Source organism: Streptomyces sp. NPDC018029 (genome assembly GCF_044327655.1).
Lineage (GTDB): Bacteria > Actinomycetota > Actinomycetes > Streptomycetales > Streptomycetaceae > Streptomyces.
In genome coordinates, this window is the sequence record NZ_JBIRFV010000003.1 from 710,721 (window position 1) to 731,114 (window position 20,394).

A 20,394-nucleotide genomic window follows, 5' to 3' on the forward strand; every position below is an offset into this window, starting at 1 on the left:
CACGGGACATCACGGGGTGGCGTCGGCGGCCGTGGCGGCGCCGGTCCTGCGCACCACCCGCAGCAGGTACTCCTTGCGGTGGAGCGGATCGTGGTCCGTCCGCTCGCGCCTCGGGACCGTGGGGCCGCGCACCGGCTCGTAGTGGTCGAAGGCGGACTCCAACTCGCCCTCGCCGCGCGTGAGTCCGGGCAGCAGCTGCTCCAGCGCGTGCACCTGCTGTGCGGGGATGTCTCCTTCCAGGCGGTACGACGCTCCGTTCGCCGTCGGTGAGTGCGGGACGGCGCGCAGCCGGGCGAGTACGGGCAGGACCGCGCCGACCGTGTCGGCGGGCACGTCGAGCCGGAAGCGGTGCATCGGCTCGTGCACCACCGTGCCCGCCTCCCGCAGCGCGTCCATCAGGACCAGCGGCGTCAGGTTCCGGAAGTCCCCGGCGGTGCTGGACATGCTCTTGTCGAACGTGCCGTGGGCGTGGCTCTGGCGCGGCCAGTAGCCGGCGTGCGTCATCGTCACCGTGCAGTCGGGGACGCGCCAGCCGTGGATGCCCTGGTGCAGCGTCTCCCTGACGGTCTCCTCGACGGCCCTGAAGAACGCGTACGGCATCGACCCCAGCTCGACGCCGAGCCGGAAATCGACCCCGGCGCCGACCGGCGCGGGCGCCACCCGCAGCCCGACCGTGGCGAGGAACGGATTGGGGTCCTTGTCGATGATCTCGAACGCCGCGCCGGTGCCGACGACCCGCTCCACGCAGATCGTCGTGGTCTCCCGGAAGGAGACGTCGAGCCCGAAGTCCTCGGCGAGCGTCGCCTGGATGACCTCCTTCTGCACCTCGCCGTAGAGCGAGACCGACACCTCCTGGCGGAGGTCGTCCTGCCGCAGGTCGATCAGCGGGTCCTGCTCGGCGAGCCGGGTGAGCGCGAGGTGCAGGGCGCCGCGGTCGGCGGGGCGCAGCGGGGTGACGACCGTCTCCAGGGTCGGCGGCGCGAAGAAGCGGCCGCCGGGCTCGACGCCCTCGCGCGGTACGCCGATCACGTCTCCGATCCTGACGTCTCCCAGCCCCCACAGCTTGGCGATCTGCCCGGCGCGGACCTCCTGGCGCCGCACGTCCGAGCCCTGCTCGAAGACACTGACGGCCGTCACCTTGCCCTCGCGGGCCGCCCCGCCGTCACCACCACCGATGGCCAGGCGGTCGCGCGTGCGGACCGTGCCCGTGAACACTCGTACGTACGCGATCTTCTCCCCGGCCGCGCCCCGCTCGACCTTGAACACGTACCCGGAGACCGGGCCTTCGGCGTCCCCGGTCGAGGAAGGCAGGAACTCCCTTATGCCGTCCGTGAGTTCCCGGATGCCCATTCCCGTCACCGCCGACCCGAAGAAGACCGGGTGCACGAGCGCGTCCCGGGTCTGCCGGGCCAGTTCGGCGCGGAGACGGTCGTACGAGAGGGACGCCGCGTCGTCGACGTACGCCGAGAGGAGCGTGTCGTCGTGCTCGGCGAGCAGCTCGGTCAGTCGGGCCGTGAAGCCCCCGGCCTCGGCGCTCCCGCCGGTGTACGGGGTGAAGGCGGCCCCGCGCGTGCCGAGCCCGGAGACCGTGCCCATCGGGACGATGCCGGGGGTCAGCCGGTCGGCGATGTGCCGCAGGACGCCCGCGCAGCGGGCGCCGCGGCGGTCCGCCTTGTTCACTAAGATCAGCGTGGGGATGCGCAGCCGGCGCAGCGTCCGCAGCAGGACACGGGTCTGCGCCTGGACGCCCTCCACTGCGGACACCACGAGCACGGCGCCGTCGAGCACGCTGAGGACCCGCTCCACCTCGGCGATGAAGTCCGGGTGGCCGGGGGTGTCGATCAGATTGACGGTCGTGCCGTCGAGGGAGAAGGAGACGACGGCGGACTTGATGGTGATGCCGCGCTGTCGTTCCAGGGCGAGGGAGTCGGTCCGGGTGGTTCCGTCGTCGACGCGGCCGATCTCGTCGATGACACCGGCGGCGTGCAGGAGCCGCTCGGTCAGGCTGGTCTTACCGGCGTCGATGTGGGCCAGGATGCCCAGGTTCAGAGTGTGCGGGGCAGTTGAATGCACGGAGCGTCATGTCCTTTGGGGAAGTGTCGATTCCTTTCACGTGGGACATGCGCGAACGCCGCATTTCTTCTCCTTCGCAGACTCCGCCGGCTCTCTCCGGCTGCCGCCAGTGCAGCAGGCGGCAGCCCGGGGCGGCAACCGATTTAGGCCCCCGCCGCCTTCGGGGAGACCGTCGCGATCCGGTGCCGGCCGGCCAGCCACAGCACGGTCGCCGCGTACCCGCAGAGCATCGCCACGTCGACGGCCACCGAAAGGCCGTCCATGTCCGCGGCCGTCTCGTCGGAGGCGAGGGCACCGGCGATCGCGGCCGAGACGCCCATCGCCAGCAGGTTGTTGAGCACGTGCAGGCCGATCGCCGCCTCCAGGCCGCCTGTACGGACCGTCAGCACACCCGCGACCACACCGAACACCACGAGGTCCGCGAAGCCCCACGGCGTGCCCCAGCCGTGAGCCGCCGCGAACAGCAGGGCCTGCGGCAGCACCGCCACCCACGGCGAGCGGCACCAGGCGCCGACCGCCTGGACGAGCCAGCCCCGGAACGCGTACTCCTCGGCCGCGGCCTGGAACGGCACGAGCACGCACACCATCGCGAGGCCGAGCAGGAAGTCCGGCATACCGGCCCACTCCATGCCGTCCGAGCCGCCGCCCGACGCCTCGGGCAACAGCAGCATGACGCCCAGCGAAGCGGTCACCAGCGGAAGCCCGACGGCCATGCACCGCCCGAGCCAGCGCCACCGCAGCCGTCCGGCCACCGACGACAGGGTGCCCGCCGGGCGCCGCTGCGCCCAGCGCGCGGCGAGGAACACCACGGGCGTGACCAGAGCGAGCGACAGCAGGCCCTGCCCCGTCTCGCCGATGCCGCCCCAGACGCGGAACCCGTCCTTGCCCACGGGCCGGTCCAGGACCGCTCCCGCGATCTCACTGACCAGCAGCACCAGCAGCATGACGACGACGGTGCCGCCCAGCACCAAGCAGGTACCGGCCAGCGGGCGCCACCAGCGGTGCCGGCCGGTGGACAGGGCGAGGCGGTGATAGGGGAGCGGCGGCGCGGGGACGGGCGGCACCGGCTCGTAGGGAGGGTGGGGCCAGGGTGCGCCGTACGCGGGGTGCGGCGGGTGGTGCGGGTGGGGCGTCGTCGTCATGCCCACCAGCATTCCGTCGGTGCCGGGCCCGGACGTCGCCCGCCGGCACGATCGTGCTCTCCAACCAGAGATAGACACGTCCCCGCGGAATCCGCTCCGGGGGCGGGCGCACCCCCTCCGTATCATCGTGGCCGATATGGACCGGATACGTAACTGGCTGCTGCCCGTCCTGCTGGCGATCCAGCAGCTGGCCTACTGGCCGGGCCGCACCCTGCGCGAGGACGATCCGGTCGGGGCCGGCCAGCTCGCGGCGGCGCTCACCGCCGCGGTCGTGATCACCGCGGCGCTCGGCGTACGCCGCCACCGCCCGGTGGCCTCGGCCGTCACCGTCGAGGCCGCCCTCGTCGCCTGTCTGTTCCTGCCCGAGGACGCGACGCTCCTGCACGCGTTGAGCCTGCTGGTCGCCCTGTACTCGGTCGCGGTGCGCTGTCCGGGGCGGACGGTCGCCGTCGTCGGCTCCGCCCTCGCCGTCTGCGAGGCGGGACGCTCGGCCCTGCTGCTCGACTCGGCGGTCGAGGCCTGCGGCGAGGCCGCGGTCAACTGCGTGCTCTTCCTGACCGTCGCGGGCCTCGGCCGCAGCCGCCGCCGCTGGCTCGCCGGGCGCCGGGCCGCCGCCAGGGACCTGGCGCGGGCCGAGTCCGAACGGGCCCGCGCCGCCCTCACCGAACGCGAGCGGCTCGCCCGCGAACTGCACGACGTCAGCGCGCACCACCTCACCTCGGTCGTGGTCACCGCGGACGCCGCGCTGCGGCTCGGCGACCGCAGGCCCGAACTGACCGTGCAGGCTTTGGAGTTCGCCGCCGAGGCCGGGCGCGAGACCCTGACGGCGCTGCACCGCCTGGTGGCACTGATGCGCACCTCGGCGGCGGACGAGGAGAGCGCCCTGGCGGACCGCGTCGACGAACTCGCCGCCGGCTTCGCCCGGCTGGGCCCGCGCCCGTTCGTGGACGTGGCGCCGGACCTGGCGGCGCTGACGGGGCCGGTGGCCGACGCGGCGTTCGGCATCGTGCGCGAGGCCCTCACGAACGCCCTCCGGTACGCGCCCGGGGCGGCGGTGCGCGTCCGGATCCACGCCGCGGAGCCCGACGGCGCGGTGGTCCTCACTGTCGAGGACGACGGCGCGGCGGGCGCGGCGCCCGGTGCGGTCCCCGCGGCCGGCCGGCAGGGGCTCGGTTCCGGGCGCGGCACGGCGGGCATGCGGGAGCGGGCGGCGGCGCTCGGCGGCACGCTGGCGGCCGGGCCGCGCCCGGACGGCCCCGGCTGGTCGGTGCGCGCCCGGCTCCCGCGCACCACGGGCCCCCTGCGGCACCGGGCCGTGAGCCACCCCGCCCTGCGCGGCCTGGACCTGTCGGACGTGGCGATCGCCCTGGCCGTCGCCACGCTGCCGCTCTTCGCGGTCCTCGTCGAGGAACCCGCGGCGGCCGCGCTCGCCCTCACGCCCGCCGTCGCGCACGCGCTCCCGCTGCTGTGGCGGCGCCGGGCGCCCTGGGCGGTGCTGTGCGCGGTCCTCGCCACGGCCCTGCTCGGACCGCTCGGCCTCGCGTCCGGACTGCTGTCGCCGGCGGTGGCGCTGTGCCTGGTGATGGCGGGCGGCATCGCGGAGTGCGTGGCGGTGTACGCGGTGGGGGCGTTCGCGGGTCCGGCGCGGACCACGTGGTGCGCGCCGGGGGTGGCGGCGGCCGGTCTGGCCGTGACCTCGATCGCCCTGGCGTCGGCCGACGGCATCGCGCACCTGGAGGAGGACGGCGGCTCCGGCCTCCTCCTCTTCCTGTGCGTCCTGCTCTGGGTGGTCTTCCTGCCGCCGACGGCCGCGGTCTGGGGCCTCGGCGCGGTCGTACGGTCGCGGCGCGAACGCGTCAGGGCCTGGGAGGACCACGCCCTCACCGCGACGGTGTGGTCGGCGGTCGCCGAGGCCCACGAGGAGCGCCGCCGCATCGCCGCGGAACTCCGCGGCCAAGTTCTGCGGCACGCCGACGCCGTGGTCGCGAGGGCCGAGGCGGGCGACCTGGACGGCGTCGCCGCGGAGGCACGGGCGGGCCTGTCCGCGATGCGCGAGCTGCTGGCCGCGCTGCGGGAGGCCGCGGCCCCCGGCGACGTGACCGAGCGGCGCCCGCACCCACGACCCGTGCCGGTGTCGTCCTGATCCGCCCCTCCCACCCGCCCGTTGCCCAAGGAGGCACCCCATCACCACCGAGCACCCGACGGCCGCCACCCCCATCCGGGTGATGGTCGTCGACGACCAGGCCGTCGTCCGCGCCGGATTCGCCGCGATCGTCGACGCGGAACCGGACCTCCGGGTGGTGGCCGAGGCGGCGGACGGCGCCCACGCCGTGCAGCTCGCCTCCGAGCACGCCCCGGACGTCGTCCTCATGGACATCCGCATGCCGGGCATGGACGGCCTGACGGCGACCCGCCTGCTCACGGCTGCGCCCGGCACGTCCGCCCCGCGCGTCCTCGTCCTGACCACCTTCGACCAGGACGCCTACGTCCACGACGCCCTGCGCGCCGGTGCCTCCGGTTTCCTCCTGAAGGACGCGCAGCCCGAGGAACTCCTCGCCGGCATCCGGGTGGTGGCCTCGGGCGAGGCGATGCTCGCCCCCACCGTGACCCGCCGCCTGATCGACGCGTTCGCCGGCACGGCCCCCGCGCCGGACCCCGAACTCCTCGACGCCCTCACGCCCCGGGAGCGCGAGGTCCTGACCCTGGTGGCCGCGGGACACACGAACGCGGAGATCGCCGACGCGCTCGGCGTCACCACCGGCACGGTGAAGTCCCACGTCAACGCGGTCCTCGGCAAGTTGGGCCTGCGCGACCGCGTGCAGGCCACGATCCTCGCGTACGACCTGGGTCTGGCCAGACCACGGACGAGGTGAAACGCCGACAGCACCCGGCTCCGCGCGGATGCCGGGTGCTGTCGGACGAAGCGTGAAGGGGTCCGACGCGGTGCGTCAGGCCTTCTTCGTCTCCCAGAAGATCTTGTCGATCTGGGCGATGTAGTCCAGCGCCTTCTGGCCCGTGGCCGGGTCCGTCGAGGCCTTCGCGGCCGAGAGGGCCTTGAGGGTGTCGTTGACCAGCTGGTGCAGCTCCGGGTACTTCTCGAAGTGCGGGGGCTTGAAGTAGTCGCTCCAGAGCACCGAGACGTGGTGCTTCGCGAGCTCGGCGCGCTGCTCCTTGATGACCACGGCGCGCGCCTGGAAGTGCGCGTCGTCGTTGGCGGCCATCTTCTCCTGCACGGCCTTGACCGACTCCGCCTCGATACGGGCCTGGGCCGGGTCGTACACGCCGCAGGGCAGGTCGCAGTGGGCGCTGACCTTCACCTTGGGGGCAAACAGGCGGGAAAGCATGGTGCTGTCCTCCTCGTGATCGTCTTCTCAGGTGGGACATTACTCCGTGAGAGACGTGTTTTCGCGAGTGCCCCCTTGGGCTTAGGACAAAAGTCCAGGGTCAGACTGGGACTGGTGGAGGATAGGACCGGGGAGGTGCCGGTGATGCCGGAGCTGTCGCAGGAGGGCGAGCGCGGGAGGGCCGTCGTGCCGTGGGGCGCCGCGGAGGTGACGGGTCCTTCGATGGTGCCGACGCTGCACCACGGGGACCGGCTGCTCGTGCAGTGGGGGGCACGGGTGCGTCCGGGTGACGTGGTGATCCTGTGCCATCCGTTCCAGCAGGACCTGTTGGTGGTCAAGCGGGCCAAGGAGCGGCGCGGGGGCGGCTGGTGGGTGCTCGGCGACAACGCGTTCGCGGGCGGCGACAGCACGGACTACGGCGTCGTCCCCGAGGAGCTCGTCCTCGGCAAGGTGCGGTTCCGCTACCGGCCGCCGGCGCCCGGCCGCCGCTCGCCGTTCGCACTGGTGCGCTGGGCGCTCGGGGCCGTGCGGCCGGTGCCGGCGGACCGCTCCGTCTCCAGGCGCTTCCGGGCGCGGTAGGCGGCGACGTTGGCGCGGGTCGCGCAGCGGTCCGAGCAGTAGCGCCGGGAGCGGTTCGTGGACGTGTCGAGGTAGGCGTTGCGGCACGGTGCCGCCTCGCACAGGCCGAGGCGGTCCACGCCGTGCTCGGTGAGGTGGAAGGCGAGGCCCATCGCGGCGATCGCGGCGTACCCTGCCGTCGCGTTCGAGGGGTGGTCCGCCAGGTGCAGGTGCCACAGGGGGCGGCCGTCGTCGTCCCGGTGGTCGTGGCCCGAGATCTGCGGGCTGACGGGGAACTCCAGGAGCAGTGAGTTCAGCAGGTCGACCGCGAGCGTCTCGTCGCCGCCGTCCGCCGCCTCGAAGACCGCCCGGAGCCTGGCCCGCACGGAACGGAAGCGCGTGACGTCGGAGTCCGTCGCGCGGCGCGCCATCTGCGTGCTCGGCCCGAACAGCTCCCTGATCGCCTCGACGGACGTCAGCGTGTCCTTGTTGCGGCCCGGCTCCTCGCTGTTGACCAGGCGTACGGCGTAGTCCGAGTAATAGGCCAGTTCCACTTGTAGTCCTTACGGGGGCGGGCTATGGTCATTCCCATCGGCCGGTAATGGCCGATTGCGGTACCAGGGTATTACGTGTCTTTCGTAGTGGAGGGTTTCTGATGACGGAGACGGGGACCGGGACCGAGGCCGGCACCGACTGGCGCGCCTGGCAGGACAGCTGGGACCGGCAGCAGCAGTGGTACCTCCCGGACCGCGAGGAGCGGTTCCGCATCATGCTCGACATGGTCGAGGCCGTGGTCGGCACCGCGCCGCGCGTCCTCGATCTGGCGTGCGGTACGGGAAGTATTACGGACCGGCTGCTCAAGAGGTTCCCGGACGCGACGAGCGTCGGCGTCGACCTCGACCCCGCCCTGCTCACCATCGCCGAGGGCACCTTCGCCGGCGACGACCGGGTCACCTTCGTCACCGCCGACCTGAAGGACCCCGACTGGACCGCCGCGCTGCCCCACGACTCGTACGACGCCGTGCTCACCGCGACGGCGTTGCACTGGCTGTTCAGCGAGCCGCTCGCCGCGCTCTACGGCCAGGTCGCCGGCCTCGTCCGCGACGGCGGCGTCTTCATGAACGCCGACCACATGCCCGACCCCGCGACACCGCGTCTGAACGAGGCCGACCGCGCCCAGCGCCACGCCCGGATGGACCGCGCCAAGGCCGAGGGCGCCGTGGACTGGAAGGAATGGTGGCAGCTCGCCGCCAAGGACCCGGTGCTCGCCGAGCCCACCGCCAAGCGCTTCGAGATCTACGGCGAGCACGCGGACGGCGACACCCCGTCGCCCGAGTGGCACGCGCGGACGCTGCGCGAGGCGGGGTTCGCCGAGGCGCGGACGGTGTGGGCCTCGCCCTCCGACGCGATGGTTCTCGGCCTGAAGTAGCCGTCAAGCAGCCGTCAACGGAAGGGGCGGTACGGATCAGTGATCCGTACCGCCCCTTCCCGGCGCCCCTTACAGGGCGCGGTTACAGCACCTTCGACAGGAACGACTGCGTGCGCTCCTGCTGCGGGTTCGTCAGGACGTCCCGCGGGTTGCCCGACTCGACCACCACGCCGCCGTCCATGAAGACGAGGCTGTCGCCGACCTCGCGGGCGAAGCCCATCTCGTGGGTGACGACGACCATCGTCATGCCGCTCTCGGCGAGGTCGCGCATCACGTCGAGCACGTCACCGACCAGCTCGGGGTCGAGCGCCGACGTCGGCTCGTCGAACAGCATCAGCTTCGGGTCCATCGCCAGCGCGCGGGCGATCGCCACGCGCTGCTGCTGGCCACCGGAGAGCTGGGAGGGGTAGTTGCCCGCCTTGTCGGCGAGGCCGACGCGCTCCAGGAGCTGGCCGGCGCGTTCCCGCGCCTCGGCCTTCGCGATGCCCTTGACCTGGACCGGCGCCTCCATGACGTTCTCGAGGGCCGTCATGTGCGGGAAGAGGTTGAAGCGCTGGAAGACCATGCCGATGTCCCGGCGCTTGAGGGCGACCTCGCTGTCCTTCAGCTCGTACAGCTTGTCGCCCTTCTGGCGATAGCCGACCAGCTCCCCGTCGACGTACAGCCGACCGGCGTTGATCTTCTCCAGGTGGTTGATGCAGCGCAGGAACGTCGACTTGCCGGAGCCGGACGGGCCGATGAGGCAGAAGACCTCACCCGACTTGACCTCCAGGTCGATGCCCTTGAGGACCTCTACGTTGCCGAAGGACTTGTGGACGCCTTCGGACTTCACCATGGCGGTCATGCGGTGCCTCCCCGCGGGCTGTTGAGGGACAGCATGTTGGCCTTGATCTTCTGCCAGGGGGTGTCCGGCAGCGAGCGCGACGAACCGCGCGCGTAGTAACGCTCCAGGTAGAACTGTCCGACGCTGAGGATCGACGTCATGATCAGATACCAGCAGGCGGCGAGCAGCAGCGTCTCCACCGTCGCGCCGGACGACGTGCCGATGTCCTGGGCGTACTTGAGGAGCTCGTAGTACTGGACGGCGGCGACCAGCGACGTCGTCTTGAGCATGTTGATGAACTCGTTGCCCGTCGGCGGCACGACGACGCGCATCGCCTGCGGCAGCACGACGCGGCGCAGCGTCTTGTTGTGGCTCATGCCGAGCGCGTGCGCGGCCTCGGTCTGGCCCTCGTCGACCGAGAGCAGGCCGGCGCGGCAGATCTCCGCCATGTACGCGGCCTCGTTGAGGCCGAGGCCGAGCAGCGCCGTCAGGAACGGCGTCATGAAGTCCGACCACTCGTCCTTGTAGACCGGGCCGAGGTTGATGTAGTCGAAGACGAAGCCGAGGTTGAACCAGACGAAGAGCTGGACCAGGACCGGCGTACCGCGGAAGAACCAGATGTAGAACCAGGCGATCGACGAGGTCACCGGGTTCTTCGACAGACGCATCACCGAAAGGATCACGCCACCCACGACGCCGATGAGCATCGAGAGGAAGGTGAGGATCAGCGTCTCGCGGACACCCTTGAGGATCCGCTCGTCGAAGAAGTTGTCGGGGATCGCGCCCCAGTTGATGTCGCCCTGCGAGAAGGCGTAGACGATCGAGGCGAGCACGCCGATCGCCAGGACCGCGGCGATGTAACGGCCGAAGTGCCGGACCGGGATGGCCTTGATGGCCTCCGCCGGGCGGGCCGTGGGGACGTCGTCCGCCGGGCCCTTCTTGGAGATGTCTGGGGTCACGTGAGTGGCCTTTCAGCGACTGGGAGGGGGAGGGGCGGGGTCACTTGCCGCCGTTGATCTTGGCTTCCTTGACCGCGCCGTCCTCGACGCCCCACTTCTTGATGATCTTTTCGTAGTCGCCGTTCTTGATGATCGCGTCGAGCGCGGCCTGGATCGCGTCGCGCAGCTCGGGGTTCTTCTTGGAGACGGCGATGCCGTACGGAGCCGCCTCGACCTGCTCGCCGACCAGCTGGAAGTCCTTGCCGCCGCCCGAGGTCTTCACCGCGTACGCGGCCACCGGGAAGTCGGACGAACCCGCGTCGGCGCCGCCGGAGCGCAGCCGGGTCTGGGCCTGCTGGTCGTTGTCGAACTGCTCGATGGCGATCTTCTTGCCGCCCTTGCACTTCTTCGACTCGGCCTTGGCGAGGTCGTGCGAGACGGTGCCGCGCTGGACCACGATCTTCTTGCCGCAGAGGTCCGACCAGGTCTTGATGCCCTGGTCGTCGCCCTTCTTGGTGTAGATCGAGACGCCCGCCGTGAAGTAGTCGACGAAGTCGACGCCGTCGCCGACCTTCTTGCCGGTCTCCTCGTCGATGCCTTCCTGGCGGTTCTTGGTGTCGGTCATGGCCGACATCGCGATCTGGTAGCGCTTGGAGCGCAGACCGCCGAGGAGGGTGTCGAAGGTGCCGTTCTCGAACTCGAACTTCACCCCGAGCTGCTTGCCCAGCGCCTCGCCGAGGTCCGGGTCGATGCCGACGGTGTTGCCCGACTTGTCCTTGAACTCGACCGGCGGGTAGGCGATGTCGGACCCGACCTTGATGACGCCCTTGTCGCGGATGTCCTTGGGCAGCTTGTCGGCGAGCGGGGCGTTGCTGACCGTGTCGCTCTCCTTGTCGTTGGTCTGGTCGCCGCAGCCGGAAAGCAGCAGCGAACCGACGACCGCGATCGTGCCGACCACCGCAATCCGGGACTTCGCGGACTTCGCTGCGGTCTGACGACAAATGGAGCGTGCGGTCATGGTGGGTCCTCCGGCGGATGAGGGAGTTGCCGATGGGTCGGGCACACACCTTCGGGTGTCGCGACCTCGTGTGATGACGGCATCTTGCCATTCGGACCGTCCGATTCTGGGTGCCGGAGATGTCAAAATCGGATAACGGGAGAGCCTCGAAAGCCAACATCCCGGTACGGCAGGGGCGTATCGGGGTGGGAGCGAATCGTCGTCAACCGATGAATATCCGGTGAATCTCGCGATGTGGACCGATGTGAACTCATGAGGACTCTCCGAGCCCCCGGGGTTCCATGGCGTCCACTATTCGGAGAATTCGGACATCGGGTTGTTTATGGGTGCCGGGTGATCCCTATTTCCCAGTGCCACTCGTCCCCGCCTCGAGGGACGTCTGCGGAGCATGCTGCAACCAATGTCACTCGCCCGGGCCCGCCGCCTTCGGGTACAAAGGTTGGCTACACCCCTCATCCGGGGCTCAGGGCGCGTGTGCGGCGCGCCCGCGTGTCCGTACCTCCCTCCGCCGACAGGCGGGGAACGGACACGGTGCCCGCCCACTTCTCAACCGGGAGTGGACACCCTCAACTGATGAATAAGACTTAAGGGGTCAGACAAGTGGCAGCGGAGATCGTCAATCCTCGCAGCGACAGCAGTACGGATCATGAGGGCCCCGCGGGTGCGGCCGAGCCCTTCGATCCGGCGTTTGCGCTGCACCGCGGCGGCAAGATGGCCGTGCAGGCCACCGTGCCGGTCCGCGACAAGGACGACCTGTCCCTGGCTTACACGCCCGGCGTCGCGAAAGTGTGCAGCGCGATCGCCGAGCGGCCGGAGCTCGTCCACGACTACACGTGGAAATCGAATGTCGTCGCCGTGGTGACCGACGGGACCGCGGTGCTCGGTCTCGGCGACATCGGCGCCGAGGCCTCCCTCCCCGTGATGGAGGGCAAGGCCATTCTGTTCAAGCAGTTCGGTGGCGTGGACGCGGTGCCGATCGCGCTCGCGACGACGGACGCCGACGAGATCGTCGAGACGGTGGTGCGGCTCGCCCCCTCCTTCGGCGGCGTCAACCTTGAGGACATCTCGGCGCCGCGGTGCTTCGAGATCGAGCGCAAGCTCCAGGAGCGGCTCGACATCCCCGTCTTCCACGACGACCAGCACGGCACGGCCGTCGTGACGCTCGCCGCGCTGCGGAACGCGGCGAAGCTGACCGGGCGCACGCTCGGTGAACTGCGCGCCGTGATCTCCGGCGCCGGTGCGGCCGGTGTCGCCATCGCCAAGTTCCTCCTCGAAGCGGGGCTCGGGGACGTGGCGGTCGCGGACCGCAAGGGCATCGTGAGCCGTGACCGGGACGACCTCACCCCGGTCAAGCGGGAGCTCGCCGAGCTGACCAACAAGGCCGGGATCAGCGGTTCGCTTGAGGCCGCCCTCGACGGTGCCGACGTGTTCATCGGCGTCTCGGGCGGCACCGTCCCCGAGCCGGCCGTCGCCTCCATGGCGCCCAATTCCTTCGTGTTCGCCATGGCCAACCCGAACCCCGAGGTGCACCCGGACGTCGCGCACAAGTACGCGGCCGTGGTGGCGACCGGCCGTTCGGACTACCCGAACCAGATCAACAACGTGCTGGCCTTCCCCGGCATCTTCGCGGGCGCGCTCCAGGTGCGGGCCTCCCGCATCACCGAGGGCATGAAGATCGCCGCGGCCGACGCCCTCGCGGACGTCGTCGGTGACGAGCTCTCCGCGGACTACGTGATCCCGTCGCCGTTCGACGAGCGGGTCGCCCCGGCCGTGACGGCCGCGGTCGCCGCCGCCGCCCGGGCGGAGGGTGTGGCCCGCAGCTGACACCTGCCGCCGGCCGCCGAGCTCTTCCGCGCCCCCTGTCGTGCCTCGTCGCACGGCAGGGGGCGCGGCGCGTGTCGCAGGCGCACGGGGCGCGGCGCGTGTCACAGCCGTACGTGGTTCCGCTGGGCCGCCCGGCCTGCCTATCGTCACCTCATGTTCGCTGCCTACGCTGCTCGTATCGACCGTGACCAGCCGCTCGACGGCCTCGAGTTGGGGGAGCGGCCCGCCCCCGAGGCGCGCTCCGGCTGGTCGACCGTGAACGTCAGGGCCGCCTCCCTCAACCACCACGATCTCTGGTCCCTGCGCGGGGTCGGCCTGCCCGATGAGAAGCTGCCGATGATCCTCGGCTGTGACGCCGCCGGGATCGACGAGGACGGCAACGAGGTCGTCCTCCACTCCGTCATCGGACAGACGGGGCACGGCGTCGGGCCCCGCGAGGGCCGCTCCATCCTCACGGAGAAGTACCAGGGGACCTTCGCCGAACGTGTGGCCGTCCCCACCTGGAACGTCCTGCCCAAGCCGAAGGAACTGTCCTTCGCGGAGGCGGCCTGCCTGCCCACCGCGTGGCTGACGGCCTACCGCATGCTGTTCACCAACGCCGGTGTACGTCCCGGGGACTCGGTCCTCGTGCAGGGCGCGGGCGGCGGTGTCGCCACGGCCGCGATCGTCCTCGGCAAGGCGGCCGGCCTGCGGGTCTTCGCCACGAGCCGGGACGAGGCCAAGCGCAAGCGCGCCCTCGAGCTGGGCGCGGTGGAGGCGGTCGAGTCGGGCGCGCGGCTCCCGGAGCGGGTGGACGCCGTCATCGAGACGGTGGGCGCGGCGACCTGGTCCCACTCGGTCAAGTCGCTGAAGCCCGGCGGCACGCTGGTCATCTCGGGTGCGACGAGCGGTGACCGTCCCTCGCACGCCGAGCTCACCCGCATCTTCTTCCTGGAGCTGAAGGTCGTCGGCTCGACCATGGGCACCAAGGACGAGCTGGAGGACCTGCTGGCCTTCTGCGCGGCCACGGGCGTCCGGCCGGTGATCGACGAGGTGCTGCCCCTGGACCGGGCCCGCGAGGGCTTCGAGCGCCTGGAGTCCGGCGACCTGTTCGGAAAGATCGTGCTGGAGGTCTGAGACCGGGCGCTCGAAGATCTGTCAACTTTGGTTGACGTTTGCCTCATGTCAACGTAAGTTGACGTGCATGACCGAGGCAACGGATCTCGCCGAGCGCGCGGGCGATCACGACCCACGGGTCGGTCTGCGGGCCGTCACCGCGCTGCGCAAGCTGGTGGAGCAGCTGGAGGCCGTGCAGGTGCGCAGCGCGCGCCTGCAGGGCTGGTCGTGGCAGGAGATCGCCGCGGAGCTCGGAGTGAGCAGGCAGGCCGTGCACAAGAAGTACGGGAGGCAGTGATGTTCGAGCGGTTCACCGAGGAGTCCCGCGCCGTGGTCCTGGGCGCGATCGAACAGGCCGAGCGGGCGGGAGCCTCCGCGGTCGACGACGGGCACATGCTGCTCGCCCTGCTCGCGCAGCTCGGCCAAGGGCCCACCGGCCGCGCCTCGTTCGCCCTGACCGCCCTGGGGGCGGCGGACCGGCGCGAGTCGATCGAACGGGCCCTCGCCGAGGCGCGGCGCAGGGGCGGGCTCTCGCAGGCCGACACCGAGGCGCTCGCCGGCCTCGGCATCGACGTCGAGGAGATCGTCGCCCGCGTGGAGGAGGCGCACGGGGCAGGCGTACTGGCCGGCTCGCGCTCGGGCGGACGGGGCCAAGGCCGGAAGTCCTGGTTCGGCCGCCTCCCCTTCACCCGGGACGCCAAAGAGGTCCTCGTCAAGTCCCTCCGCATCGCGAGCGCCCGCCGCGACCGGATCATCGGGGCCCACCACATGCTCCTGGCGCTCACGGTCCGCCCCGGGGTGACGTCGGAGGTCCTGGCGGACCACGGGGTGACGTACACGGAACTGGAGCGGGTCCTCTTCGCCGAGGTCGCGTGACGCCCCGAGGGCCCGGGGGCTGAGGTCCTCCCGCGGTCGTGTCAGCGGCCGGGCGCCCGCAGGGATGCTCCGATGTGTGCCGCCGCCTGGGACAAGTGGCGGCGGGCCTCGCGGAGCTGGGCTTCCGTTACGCCGTGGTCGCGGGCCGCGTCACGGATGTCGTCGCGGAAACGGTCAAGGAGGCGGTCGAGGTCCCTGCCGGGGTCACCGGTGAGGTCCTCGCGGGCCCAGTCCGGGGCGTAGTCCACGGGGATGTCCTCGCGGGCGGCGCCGAACTGGGGTCCGGCACCGGTGCCGGTGCCGGGCTTGGCGCCGGGCTTGGCGCCGGCTTCGGCGTTGGGGTTGGTGTTGGCGTCGGCGTCCGTGGCGGTGGCGTCGGCGGTGGTGTCGGTCCTGGTGCCTGTGCCTGTGCCTGTGCCTGTGCCGGTGCCGGTGCCGGTGTCGGGCTTGGTGCCGGCCCCACCGTTGCCGGAACCAGCCCCCGTGCCCGTGCCGAAGTTCTTGGCGAAGTCCTTGCCGAAGTCCATTCCGAACCCGCCGAACTCCTTGGCCAGTTCGGCCAGGCCCTCGCGCACGCCCGTCGGCCAGTCGCCGCGCGCGAAGTGGTCCTGCACCTGCTCCTGCACGCGCCTGGCGATCCGCTGGACCTCCTCCTGGGCGTCCTTGGCCTGGCGGCGGGCCCGCTGGGCCTCCTCACGGGCCCGGCGGCTCTCGTCCTTCGCGCGCCGCGCCTGCTCCTTCCACTCCTGCCTCGCGCGCTTGAACTCCTCCTTCGCCTGGTGCCAGCTCTCCTTGTCGCCCCAGGTGCCGTCGAGGAAGTCGCCCGGGTCCGGGAAGGGCTTCCCCGTGGCCGAACCGCCCGAGGTCCGCGCCTCCTTGGCGGCGGCGCGCATCTCGCGGCGCAGCTCACCGGCGGCGCCCTGGACGCCGTCGCGGATCTCGGCGGCGAGCTCGGCGACCGACTCGCGGATCTCCAGCTCCAGATCGGCCAGCTCGCCGCTGCGGCCGGCCAGCTCGGCGCGGCCCGCGTCAGTGATGGCGTAGACCTTCCGGCCGCCCTCGGTGGTGTGGGTGACCAGGCCCTCCGCCTCCAGCTTCGCGAGGCGCGGGTAGACCGTGCCTGCCGATGGTGCGTACAACCCCTGGAAGCGCTCCTCCAGGAGGCGGATCACCTCATAGCCGTGGCGCGGGGCCTCGTCGAGCAGCTTGAGCAGGTACAGGCGCAGGCGGCCGTGGGCGAACACGGGGGGCATGTCAGAGCACCTTCTTGTCGGTCGGGCCATCGGTGGGGCCGTCGGTCGAGCCGTGGGGGTCGGACGAGGGCGTGTCCAGGGGGACCTCGTCGTGTGGATCTTCCTTCATCGGGCCTCCCGTCGGCCTTGCCGTCGGCTCTTCCTCCGCCTGTGGCTTGTGCAGCAGCGCGATGGATCCGGACACCGTCGTCGCCTTGAGCCGTCCGCGCCCGGCGCCCAGCCGCCCCGTGATCCGCTTGGCCCCCCACTGGCCGCCGACCCGCAGGTCCTCGAAGGCGTTCGACACCGCGCCGCTCGCCGTCTCCACCTCGACCTTCGCGTCCGCCGGATGCGGCAACCGGATCGCTATCTCGCCCGACACGCTCGTCAGGGCCACATCCGCCGGGGAGCCGGCCGGGACGAGGTCCAGGATCATCGAGCCGCTCACCGAGTCGGCCCGGACGGAGGGGCCCATGCCCTCGACGACGGTGAGGCTCCCGGACACGGAGTTGAAGCGGAGGGCGCCGGTGACGCCCTGTGCCTCCACGCTCCCGGAGACCGTGTCCGCGCGGACCTGGCCCGCGAGGCCGAGCAGCGTCGTGTCACCGGTGACGCCCTTCACCTCCGCGCGGCCCTCGATGCCGGAGATCACGGCACCCGCGCCGACCACTCCCACCTCGACGCCGGTGGCCGGGGGCACGGCGAGGGAGACCACCGCGCTGCGGCGCCAGCCCTTGGGGTCGAGCCACTTGAGGAAGCCCTTCCACGGCAGGTCGTCATAGGCGACGGTGAGGACGCCGTCCTCCAGGGTCACCCGCAGGGGTGGGCCCTCGATCTCGGAGACCTCCAGGCGGGCGGAACCTTCGTCCGTGCCCACCACGTTCACCGTGCCGTTGACCACGCGGACGTGGAGTGCTGTCACCGGGGCGTCGAACGTGAGCTTCCGGGGCTCGGCGACGGACCACTCGGACATGGGCTGACCTCCTTGGCGGACCGGCGGCCGCATCGTGACACGACGCGCCATATCGCGTCTCTGCCATTCACGATATATCGCGGATCCGCGAAGTCAAGACACCCGACGGGTGAACCCCGGTCCGGGCTGCCTCATGGGCGCATTTATGTGGGCTTATGTGCTGATTGAGCGCCGATTGATGCGATGTGTCCTAGCGTGGAGCCATGTCCTCCCCTGTCTCTTCGCCCGATTCCGCCGGGTTCGCCACGGCCGCCGGAGCGTTGCTGCTGTGCCGGGCCGAGCCCGACGCCGTCGAGCCCGTCGCTCAGCTGCTCCGCGAGCGGATGCTGCTCGTGGAGGCCGGTCACGGCTGGAGCGTGCTGGTGCCCGAGGGCAAGCCGTGGCTGCCGGGGGACGAAGGCGCCGAAGGCGTGGAGCCCGTCGACCGGGTGCTGACCGGGTGGGCCACCGCACTCGCCGTCGGCTCGGGCTGGCCCGTACTCGCCCTGTGGTGGGACGGCGACCGCTCCGGCTACACCCTCGCGGCGGGCTTCCGGCGGACCGTCGGATACGAGTGGCTGATGAACGGGACGCCCCTCGGGGAGGACGAGGCGATGCGTACGTTCGCCGCGCGCCTCGGCCTCGATCCCGTACTCGATGTGCAGTCCCTCGAAGCGCTCGCCCGGCCCGACACGGAGGCCGACGCGCGCGCCAGGATGCGCGGTCTCCTCGCGGTCCTCACCCGCACGGGTCTCGCCCTCCCGCCGGGCCTCGGCCCCTGCGAACCGGCCGACCGGCTGCGCGAGGTGGCACGCGTCCAGCAGGGCGTGCGGCAGGTCGAGTGGCCCGGGTGGCGGGACGCCGTGCGGGCGGAGTTCGGAGCGGTGGAGCAGGGTCCGTTCGGGCCCTGGGTGCGGGGGCCCAGGGCGCGGGCGCTGGCCGCGGCGCAGATCGCGGCCGGCCTGCCGCTGGCGGTGTGGGCGGTGCGGCGGCGCAGCGCGGGATGGACCGCGGCGGCCGCGCTGCTGCTGGTGCAGGGGGCCGCGGGCCTCGCGTACGACAGGGTGCGGGCACGGGGCTGACGTGCGTGTCCGAGAGGGGGATCGGTCAGGGGTGGCGGACCGCGTCCAGGGTCAGGGCGAGGAGGCGGGCCGGCTGCGACGGGTCCGCGGTGGCGTGTGCCGTTGACAGTGCGATGCCCACCACCAGCTGGAGCAGGTCGGCGGCCGTGAGGTCGGGGCGGGCCGTGCCGGAGTGCTGGGCGCGGGCGAGGAGCCGGTGCGCCGCGTCCTGGATCCGCTGCTGACAGTCGAAGCCCAGGGCGTCCGGCCGCTCCGCCTCCTCGATCAGCAGGGCGCTGCCCAGACCCTGGTGCACGCGCGCGTGGGCCAGGAAGGCGCGCAGCCACTCGGCCAGCGCCTCGTCGGGGGAGTCGGCCGTGAGCAGTTCCTCCGCGCGTGCGCACAGCGCGTCGATGCGGTCCTTGAGCACCGCGGTCAGGAGCGCGGGACGGGTGGGGAAGTGGCGGTAGAGCGTGCCGGGGCCGACGCCCGCGCGGCGGGCGATCTCGTTGAGGGAGGCTTCGGGGCCGGCCTCGGCGAACGCGTCGCGTGCCGCGGCGACGATCCGCTCGCGGTTGCGCCGTGCGTCCGCGCGCGGCTGCCGGTCTGCGGGGGCTTCCCGAGAGTTCGTCATCGGGTCATCCTCGCTTCCCGCGGCGCCGGGGGCTAGTCAAGCGGAGAGGTTCTCCGTATCGTGAGCCGGGTTAAGTGGAGAGGTTCTCCGTATCGTGATCCGGGTTAAGTGGGGTGGCGCATGAGTGGCAATGAGGTCCTGGCGCGGGACGGGCTCGGACGGGTGGGGGTGTGGACCTTCGCCTTCGAGGGCCACGCCGCGCCGCGGGTACGGGAGGCCGCCGCGGAGATCGAGGAGCTGGGCTACGGGGCCCTCTGGTTCGGGGAGGCCTTCGGGCGGGACACCGTGGGGCAGGCGTGGCTGCTGCTGTCCGCGACCCGGCGCATCGTCGTCGCCTCGGGCATCGCCAACATCGCCTTCCGGGACCCGCTGGCCATGGCGGCGGCGGAGCGTACGCTAGGCGAGGCCTTTCCGGGGCGCTATCTGCTCGGCCTCGGCGGTCACCGGGTGGACGACGCCGTCGTCGAGGTCGACGGCTATCGCGTTCCCGCGCGCGGAAGGGCCCTGTCGACCATGCGCGGCTACCTGGACTCCATGGACGCCGCCCCCGCCCCCGACCCCGCCCCGCGCCGCGTCCTGGCCGCGCTCGGCCCGAAGATGCTGGCGCTGGCCGCGGAGCGCACCTGGGGCGCCCACCCGTACTTCGTTCCCGTCGAGCACACCGCGCTGGCCCGCGAGACCATGGGGCAGGACGCGTTCCTCGGCGTCGAGCAGGCCGTGGTCCTCGACACCGACGTCGACCGGGCGCGCGAGGTGGCCGCGCGGCACGTGGCGGGCTACGTCATGAGCGCCCCCCACCAGGCGGCGAACGTGCGCCGCATGGGATTCGGCGACGAGGACATCGTGGGCGGACGCCCGAGCCGCCGCCTCGTCGACGCGATCGTCGCCTACGGAGACGTCGACGTGCTCCACGCGCGCGTGCGGGCCCACTTGGACGCGGGCGCCGACCACGTCTGCGTACAGGTGCTGACGGCCGATCCCGCCGCCCTGCCGCTGCCGCAGTGGCGGGAGCTGGCCCCCGCCCTGCTCGGCGGATGAACCATCGGCGGATGAACCATCGTCGGGTGACTACTCGTCTTCGTCCTCGTCGTCCAGACGTGCCAGCCACGTCGCCAGGCGCTCCACCGGGACCTCGAAGTCGGGGTTGAGGTCCACGAAGGTGCGGAGCTGTTCGGCGAGCCACTCGAAAGTGACCTCTTCCTCGCCGCGCCGCTTCTCCAGCTCCTCGATGCCACGGTCGGTGAAGTACAACTGATGCTCCTGTTGCGCACGGGCGGACGGCTGTTTCCGCTTCATGGTATTCCGTGCGCGGGCCGCTCCCACCTGGCCGGTTTCATGCGCCGTTCGAGGGGCGCCTGCAACCATGCGGGCCACTGCCCTCGTCGCAGACCGAGT

Annotated in this window: 21 protein-coding genes; 10 read left to right on the plus strand and 11 right to left on the minus strand. The window is 71.8% G+C overall.

All coding sequences use genetic code 11. From position 1 onward, the window contains the following. Positions 1-9: 9 nt before the first annotated feature. Positions 10-2,073, minus strand: a complete 2,064-nt coding sequence (locus ACH4D5_RS11890; protein ID WP_398301065.1) for a GTP-binding protein — start codon at positions 2,071-2,073, stop codon at positions 10-12. Between the two features lie 143 nt (positions 2,074-2,216). After that, complete coding sequence (locus tag ACH4D5_RS11895; protein ID WP_398301067.1) at positions 2,217-3,215, minus strand: lysostaphin resistance A-like protein; 999 nt, start codon at positions 3,213-3,215, stop codon at positions 2,217-2,219. A 136-nt stretch (positions 3,216-3,351) separates the two neighbouring features. On the opposite strand from ACH4D5_RS11895, the gene ACH4D5_RS11900 reads away from it, so the two are divergent. Further along, positions 3,352-5,358: a sensor histidine kinase gene (locus tag ACH4D5_RS11900; protein WP_398301069.1), complete on the plus strand. Its 2,007-nt coding sequence runs from the start codon at positions 3,352-3,354 to the stop codon at positions 5,356-5,358. A gap of 82 nt (positions 5,359-5,440) precedes the next feature. Further along, complete coding sequence (locus tag ACH4D5_RS11905) at positions 5,441-6,088, plus strand: response regulator (RefSeq protein WP_398301071.1); 648 nt, start codon at positions 5,441-5,443, stop codon at positions 6,086-6,088. Between the two features lie 75 nt (positions 6,089-6,163). On the opposite strand, the gene sodN is transcribed toward ACH4D5_RS11905, so the two are convergent. After that, positions 6,164-6,559 carry a superoxide dismutase, Ni gene (sodN, locus tag ACH4D5_RS11910; RefSeq protein WP_187811750.1) on the minus strand — a complete coding sequence of 132 codons (396 nt, stop codon included), beginning with the start codon at positions 6,557-6,559 and terminating at the stop codon, positions 6,164-6,166. Positions 6,560-6,703: 144 nt separating this feature from the next. Between sodN and sodX the strand changes: the two genes are divergently transcribed. Next, positions 6,704-7,138 (plus strand): nickel-type superoxide dismutase maturation protease, encoded by a 435-nt coding sequence (sodX, locus tag ACH4D5_RS11915; RefSeq protein WP_398301451.1) that lies wholly within the window; start codon positions 6,704-6,706, stop codon positions 7,136-7,138. On the opposite strand, the gene ACH4D5_RS11920 is transcribed toward sodX, so the two are convergent. Then, positions 7,021-7,671: a CGNR zinc finger domain-containing protein gene (locus ACH4D5_RS11920; protein WP_398301073.1), complete on the minus strand. Its 651-nt coding sequence runs from the start codon at positions 7,669-7,671 to the stop codon at positions 7,021-7,023. The genes sodX and ACH4D5_RS11920 overlap by 118 nt on opposite strands. Positions 7,672-7,772: 101 nt before the next feature. Between ACH4D5_RS11920 and ACH4D5_RS11925 the strand changes: the two genes are divergently transcribed. Further along, a complete protein-coding gene (locus tag ACH4D5_RS11925; protein WP_398301075.1) occupies positions 7,773-8,546 on the plus strand; it encodes a class I SAM-dependent methyltransferase in 774 nt (257 codons plus the stop codon). Positions 8,547-8,628: 82 nt separating this feature from the next. On the opposite strand, the gene ACH4D5_RS11930 is transcribed toward ACH4D5_RS11925, so the two are convergent. Genes ACH4D5_RS11930 through ACH4D5_RS11940 form a run of 3 tightly spaced genes read right to left on the minus strand, consistent with a single transcriptional unit; the run spans position 8,629 to position 11,325 of the window. Continuing rightward, on the minus strand, positions 8,629-9,390 hold the full coding sequence (locus ACH4D5_RS11930; RefSeq protein ID WP_398301077.1) for an amino acid ABC transporter ATP-binding protein: 762 nt from the start codon (positions 9,388-9,390) through the stop codon (positions 8,629-8,631). After that, positions 9,387-10,328 carry an amino acid ABC transporter permease gene (locus tag ACH4D5_RS11935; protein ID WP_398301079.1) on the minus strand — a complete coding sequence of 314 codons (942 nt, stop codon included), beginning with the start codon at positions 10,326-10,328 and terminating at the stop codon, positions 9,387-9,389. The genes ACH4D5_RS11930 and ACH4D5_RS11935 overlap by 4 nt, the downstream gene beginning before the upstream one ends. A gap of 40 nt (positions 10,329-10,368) precedes the next feature. Beyond that, positions 10,369-11,325 (minus strand): ABC transporter substrate-binding protein, encoded by a 957-nt coding sequence (locus ACH4D5_RS11940; protein ID WP_398301081.1) that lies wholly within the window; start codon positions 11,323-11,325, stop codon positions 10,369-10,371. A gap of 600 nt (positions 11,326-11,925) precedes the next feature. Here ACH4D5_RS11940 and ACH4D5_RS11945 point away from each other — a divergent pair. The 4 genes from ACH4D5_RS11945 (at position 11,926) to ACH4D5_RS11960 (ending at position 15,120) form a co-directional block, all read left to right on the plus strand. Next, complete coding sequence (locus ACH4D5_RS11945) at positions 11,926-13,149, plus strand: NADP-dependent malic enzyme (protein WP_398301083.1); 1,224 nt, start codon at positions 11,926-11,928, stop codon at positions 13,147-13,149. 153 nt (positions 13,150-13,302) lie between these two features. Then, the gene (locus ACH4D5_RS11950; RefSeq protein WP_398301085.1) at positions 13,303-14,265 is read left to right on the plus strand and encodes a zinc-binding dehydrogenase; all 963 of its coding nucleotides are present in this window, start codon (positions 13,303-13,305) and stop codon (positions 14,263-14,265) included. Positions 14,266-14,332: 67 nt separating this feature from the next. Next, on the plus strand, positions 14,333-14,542 hold the full coding sequence (locus ACH4D5_RS11955) for a sigma factor-like helix-turn-helix DNA-binding protein (protein WP_362990112.1): 210 nt from the start codon (positions 14,333-14,335) through the stop codon (positions 14,540-14,542). Further along, the gene (locus ACH4D5_RS11960; RefSeq protein ID WP_398301087.1) at positions 14,542-15,120 is read left to right on the plus strand and encodes a Clp protease N-terminal domain-containing protein; all 579 of its coding nucleotides are present in this window, start codon (positions 14,542-14,544) and stop codon (positions 15,118-15,120) included. The genes ACH4D5_RS11955 and ACH4D5_RS11960 overlap by 1 nt, the downstream gene beginning before the upstream one ends. Positions 15,121-15,161: 41 nt before the next feature. On the opposite strand, the gene ACH4D5_RS11965 is transcribed toward ACH4D5_RS11960, so the two are convergent. Together ACH4D5_RS11965 and ACH4D5_RS11970 are read right to left on the minus strand one after the other, a co-directional pair. After that, a complete protein-coding gene (locus ACH4D5_RS11965; protein ID WP_398301089.1) occupies positions 15,162-16,373 on the minus strand; it encodes a helix-turn-helix transcriptional regulator in 1,212 nt (403 codons plus the stop codon). 1 nt (position 16,374) lies between these two features. Continuing rightward, complete coding sequence (locus ACH4D5_RS11970) at positions 16,375-17,325, minus strand: DUF4097 family beta strand repeat-containing protein (RefSeq protein WP_398301091.1); 951 nt, start codon at positions 17,323-17,325, stop codon at positions 16,375-16,377. 203 nt (positions 17,326-17,528) lie between these two features. Between ACH4D5_RS11970 and ACH4D5_RS11975 the strand changes: the two genes are divergently transcribed. Next, positions 17,529-18,386: a hypothetical protein gene (locus ACH4D5_RS11975; protein WP_398301093.1), complete on the plus strand. Its 858-nt coding sequence runs from the start codon at positions 17,529-17,531 to the stop codon at positions 18,384-18,386. Between the two features lie 25 nt (positions 18,387-18,411). Here ACH4D5_RS11975 and ACH4D5_RS11980 read toward each other — a convergent pair whose 3' ends face one another. Beyond that, entirely contained in the window at positions 18,412-18,999 is a 588-nt protein-coding gene (locus ACH4D5_RS11980) for a TetR/AcrR family transcriptional regulator (protein WP_398301095.1), read from the minus strand. Positions 19,000-19,119: 120 nt separating this feature from the next. Between ACH4D5_RS11980 and ACH4D5_RS11985 the strand changes: the two genes are divergently transcribed. Next, entirely contained in the window at positions 19,120-20,037 is a 918-nt protein-coding gene (locus ACH4D5_RS11985; RefSeq protein ID WP_398301096.1) for a TIGR03620 family F420-dependent LLM class oxidoreductase, read from the plus strand. A gap of 30 nt (positions 20,038-20,067) precedes the next feature. On the opposite strand, the gene ACH4D5_RS11990 is transcribed toward ACH4D5_RS11985, so the two are convergent. Further along, on the minus strand, positions 20,068-20,250 hold the full coding sequence (locus ACH4D5_RS11990) for a DUF6104 family protein (RefSeq protein WP_003961784.1): 183 nt from the start codon (positions 20,248-20,250) through the stop codon (positions 20,068-20,070). Between the last annotated feature and the right edge of the window lie 144 nt (positions 20,251-20,394).

Excerpts from the sequence above, each read along its gene's own strand:
- ACH4D5_RS11895 (WP_398301067.1), bottom strand. The coding sequence starts at position 3,215 with ATGACGACGACGCCCCACCCGCACCACCCGCCGCACCCCGCGTACGGC.
- ACH4D5_RS11900 (WP_398301069.1), top strand. The coding sequence starts at position 3,352 with ATGGACCGGATACGTAACTGGCTGCTGCCCGTCCTGCTGGCGATCCAG.
- ACH4D5_RS11905 (WP_398301071.1), top strand. The coding sequence starts at position 5,441 with ATGGTCGTCGACGACCAGGCCGTCGTCCGCGCCGGATTCGCCGCGATC.
- sodN (WP_187811750.1), bottom strand. The coding sequence starts at position 6,559 with ATGCTTTCCCGCCTGTTTGCCCCCAAGGTGAAGGTCAGCGCCCACTGC.
- sodX (WP_398301451.1), top strand. The coding sequence starts at position 6,704 with ATGCCGGAGCTGTCGCAGGAGGGCGAGCGCGGGAGGGCCGTCGTGCCG.
- ACH4D5_RS11925 (WP_398301075.1), top strand. The coding sequence starts at position 7,773 with ATGACGGAGACGGGGACCGGGACCGAGGCCGGCACCGACTGGCGCGCC.
- ACH4D5_RS11930 (WP_398301077.1), bottom strand. The coding sequence starts at position 9,390 with ATGACCGCCATGGTGAAGTCCGAAGGCGTCCACAAGTCCTTCGGCAAC.
- ACH4D5_RS11940 (WP_398301081.1), bottom strand. The coding sequence starts at position 11,325 with ATGACCGCACGCTCCATTTGTCGTCAGACCGCAGCGAAGTCCGCGAAG.
- ACH4D5_RS11950 (WP_398301085.1), top strand. The coding sequence starts at position 13,303 with ATGTTCGCTGCCTACGCTGCTCGTATCGACCGTGACCAGCCGCTCGAC.
- ACH4D5_RS11955 (WP_362990112.1), top strand. The coding sequence starts at position 14,333 with ATGACCGAGGCAACGGATCTCGCCGAGCGCGCGGGCGATCACGACCCA.
- ACH4D5_RS11960 (WP_398301087.1), top strand. The coding sequence starts at position 14,542 with ATGTTCGAGCGGTTCACCGAGGAGTCCCGCGCCGTGGTCCTGGGCGCG.
- ACH4D5_RS11965 (WP_398301089.1), bottom strand. The coding sequence starts at position 16,373 with ATGCCCCCCGTGTTCGCCCACGGCCGCCTGCGCCTGTACCTGCTCAAG.
- ACH4D5_RS11970 (WP_398301091.1), bottom strand. The coding sequence starts at position 17,325 with ATGTCCGAGTGGTCCGTCGCCGAGCCCCGGAAGCTCACGTTCGACGCC.
- ACH4D5_RS11975 (WP_398301093.1), top strand. The coding sequence starts at position 17,529 with ATGTCCTCCCCTGTCTCTTCGCCCGATTCCGCCGGGTTCGCCACGGCC.
- ACH4D5_RS11980 (WP_398301095.1), bottom strand. The coding sequence starts at position 18,999 with ATGACGAACTCTCGGGAAGCCCCCGCAGACCGGCAGCCGCGCGCGGAC.
- ACH4D5_RS11985 (WP_398301096.1), top strand. The coding sequence starts at position 19,120 with ATGAGTGGCAATGAGGTCCTGGCGCGGGACGGGCTCGGACGGGTGGGG.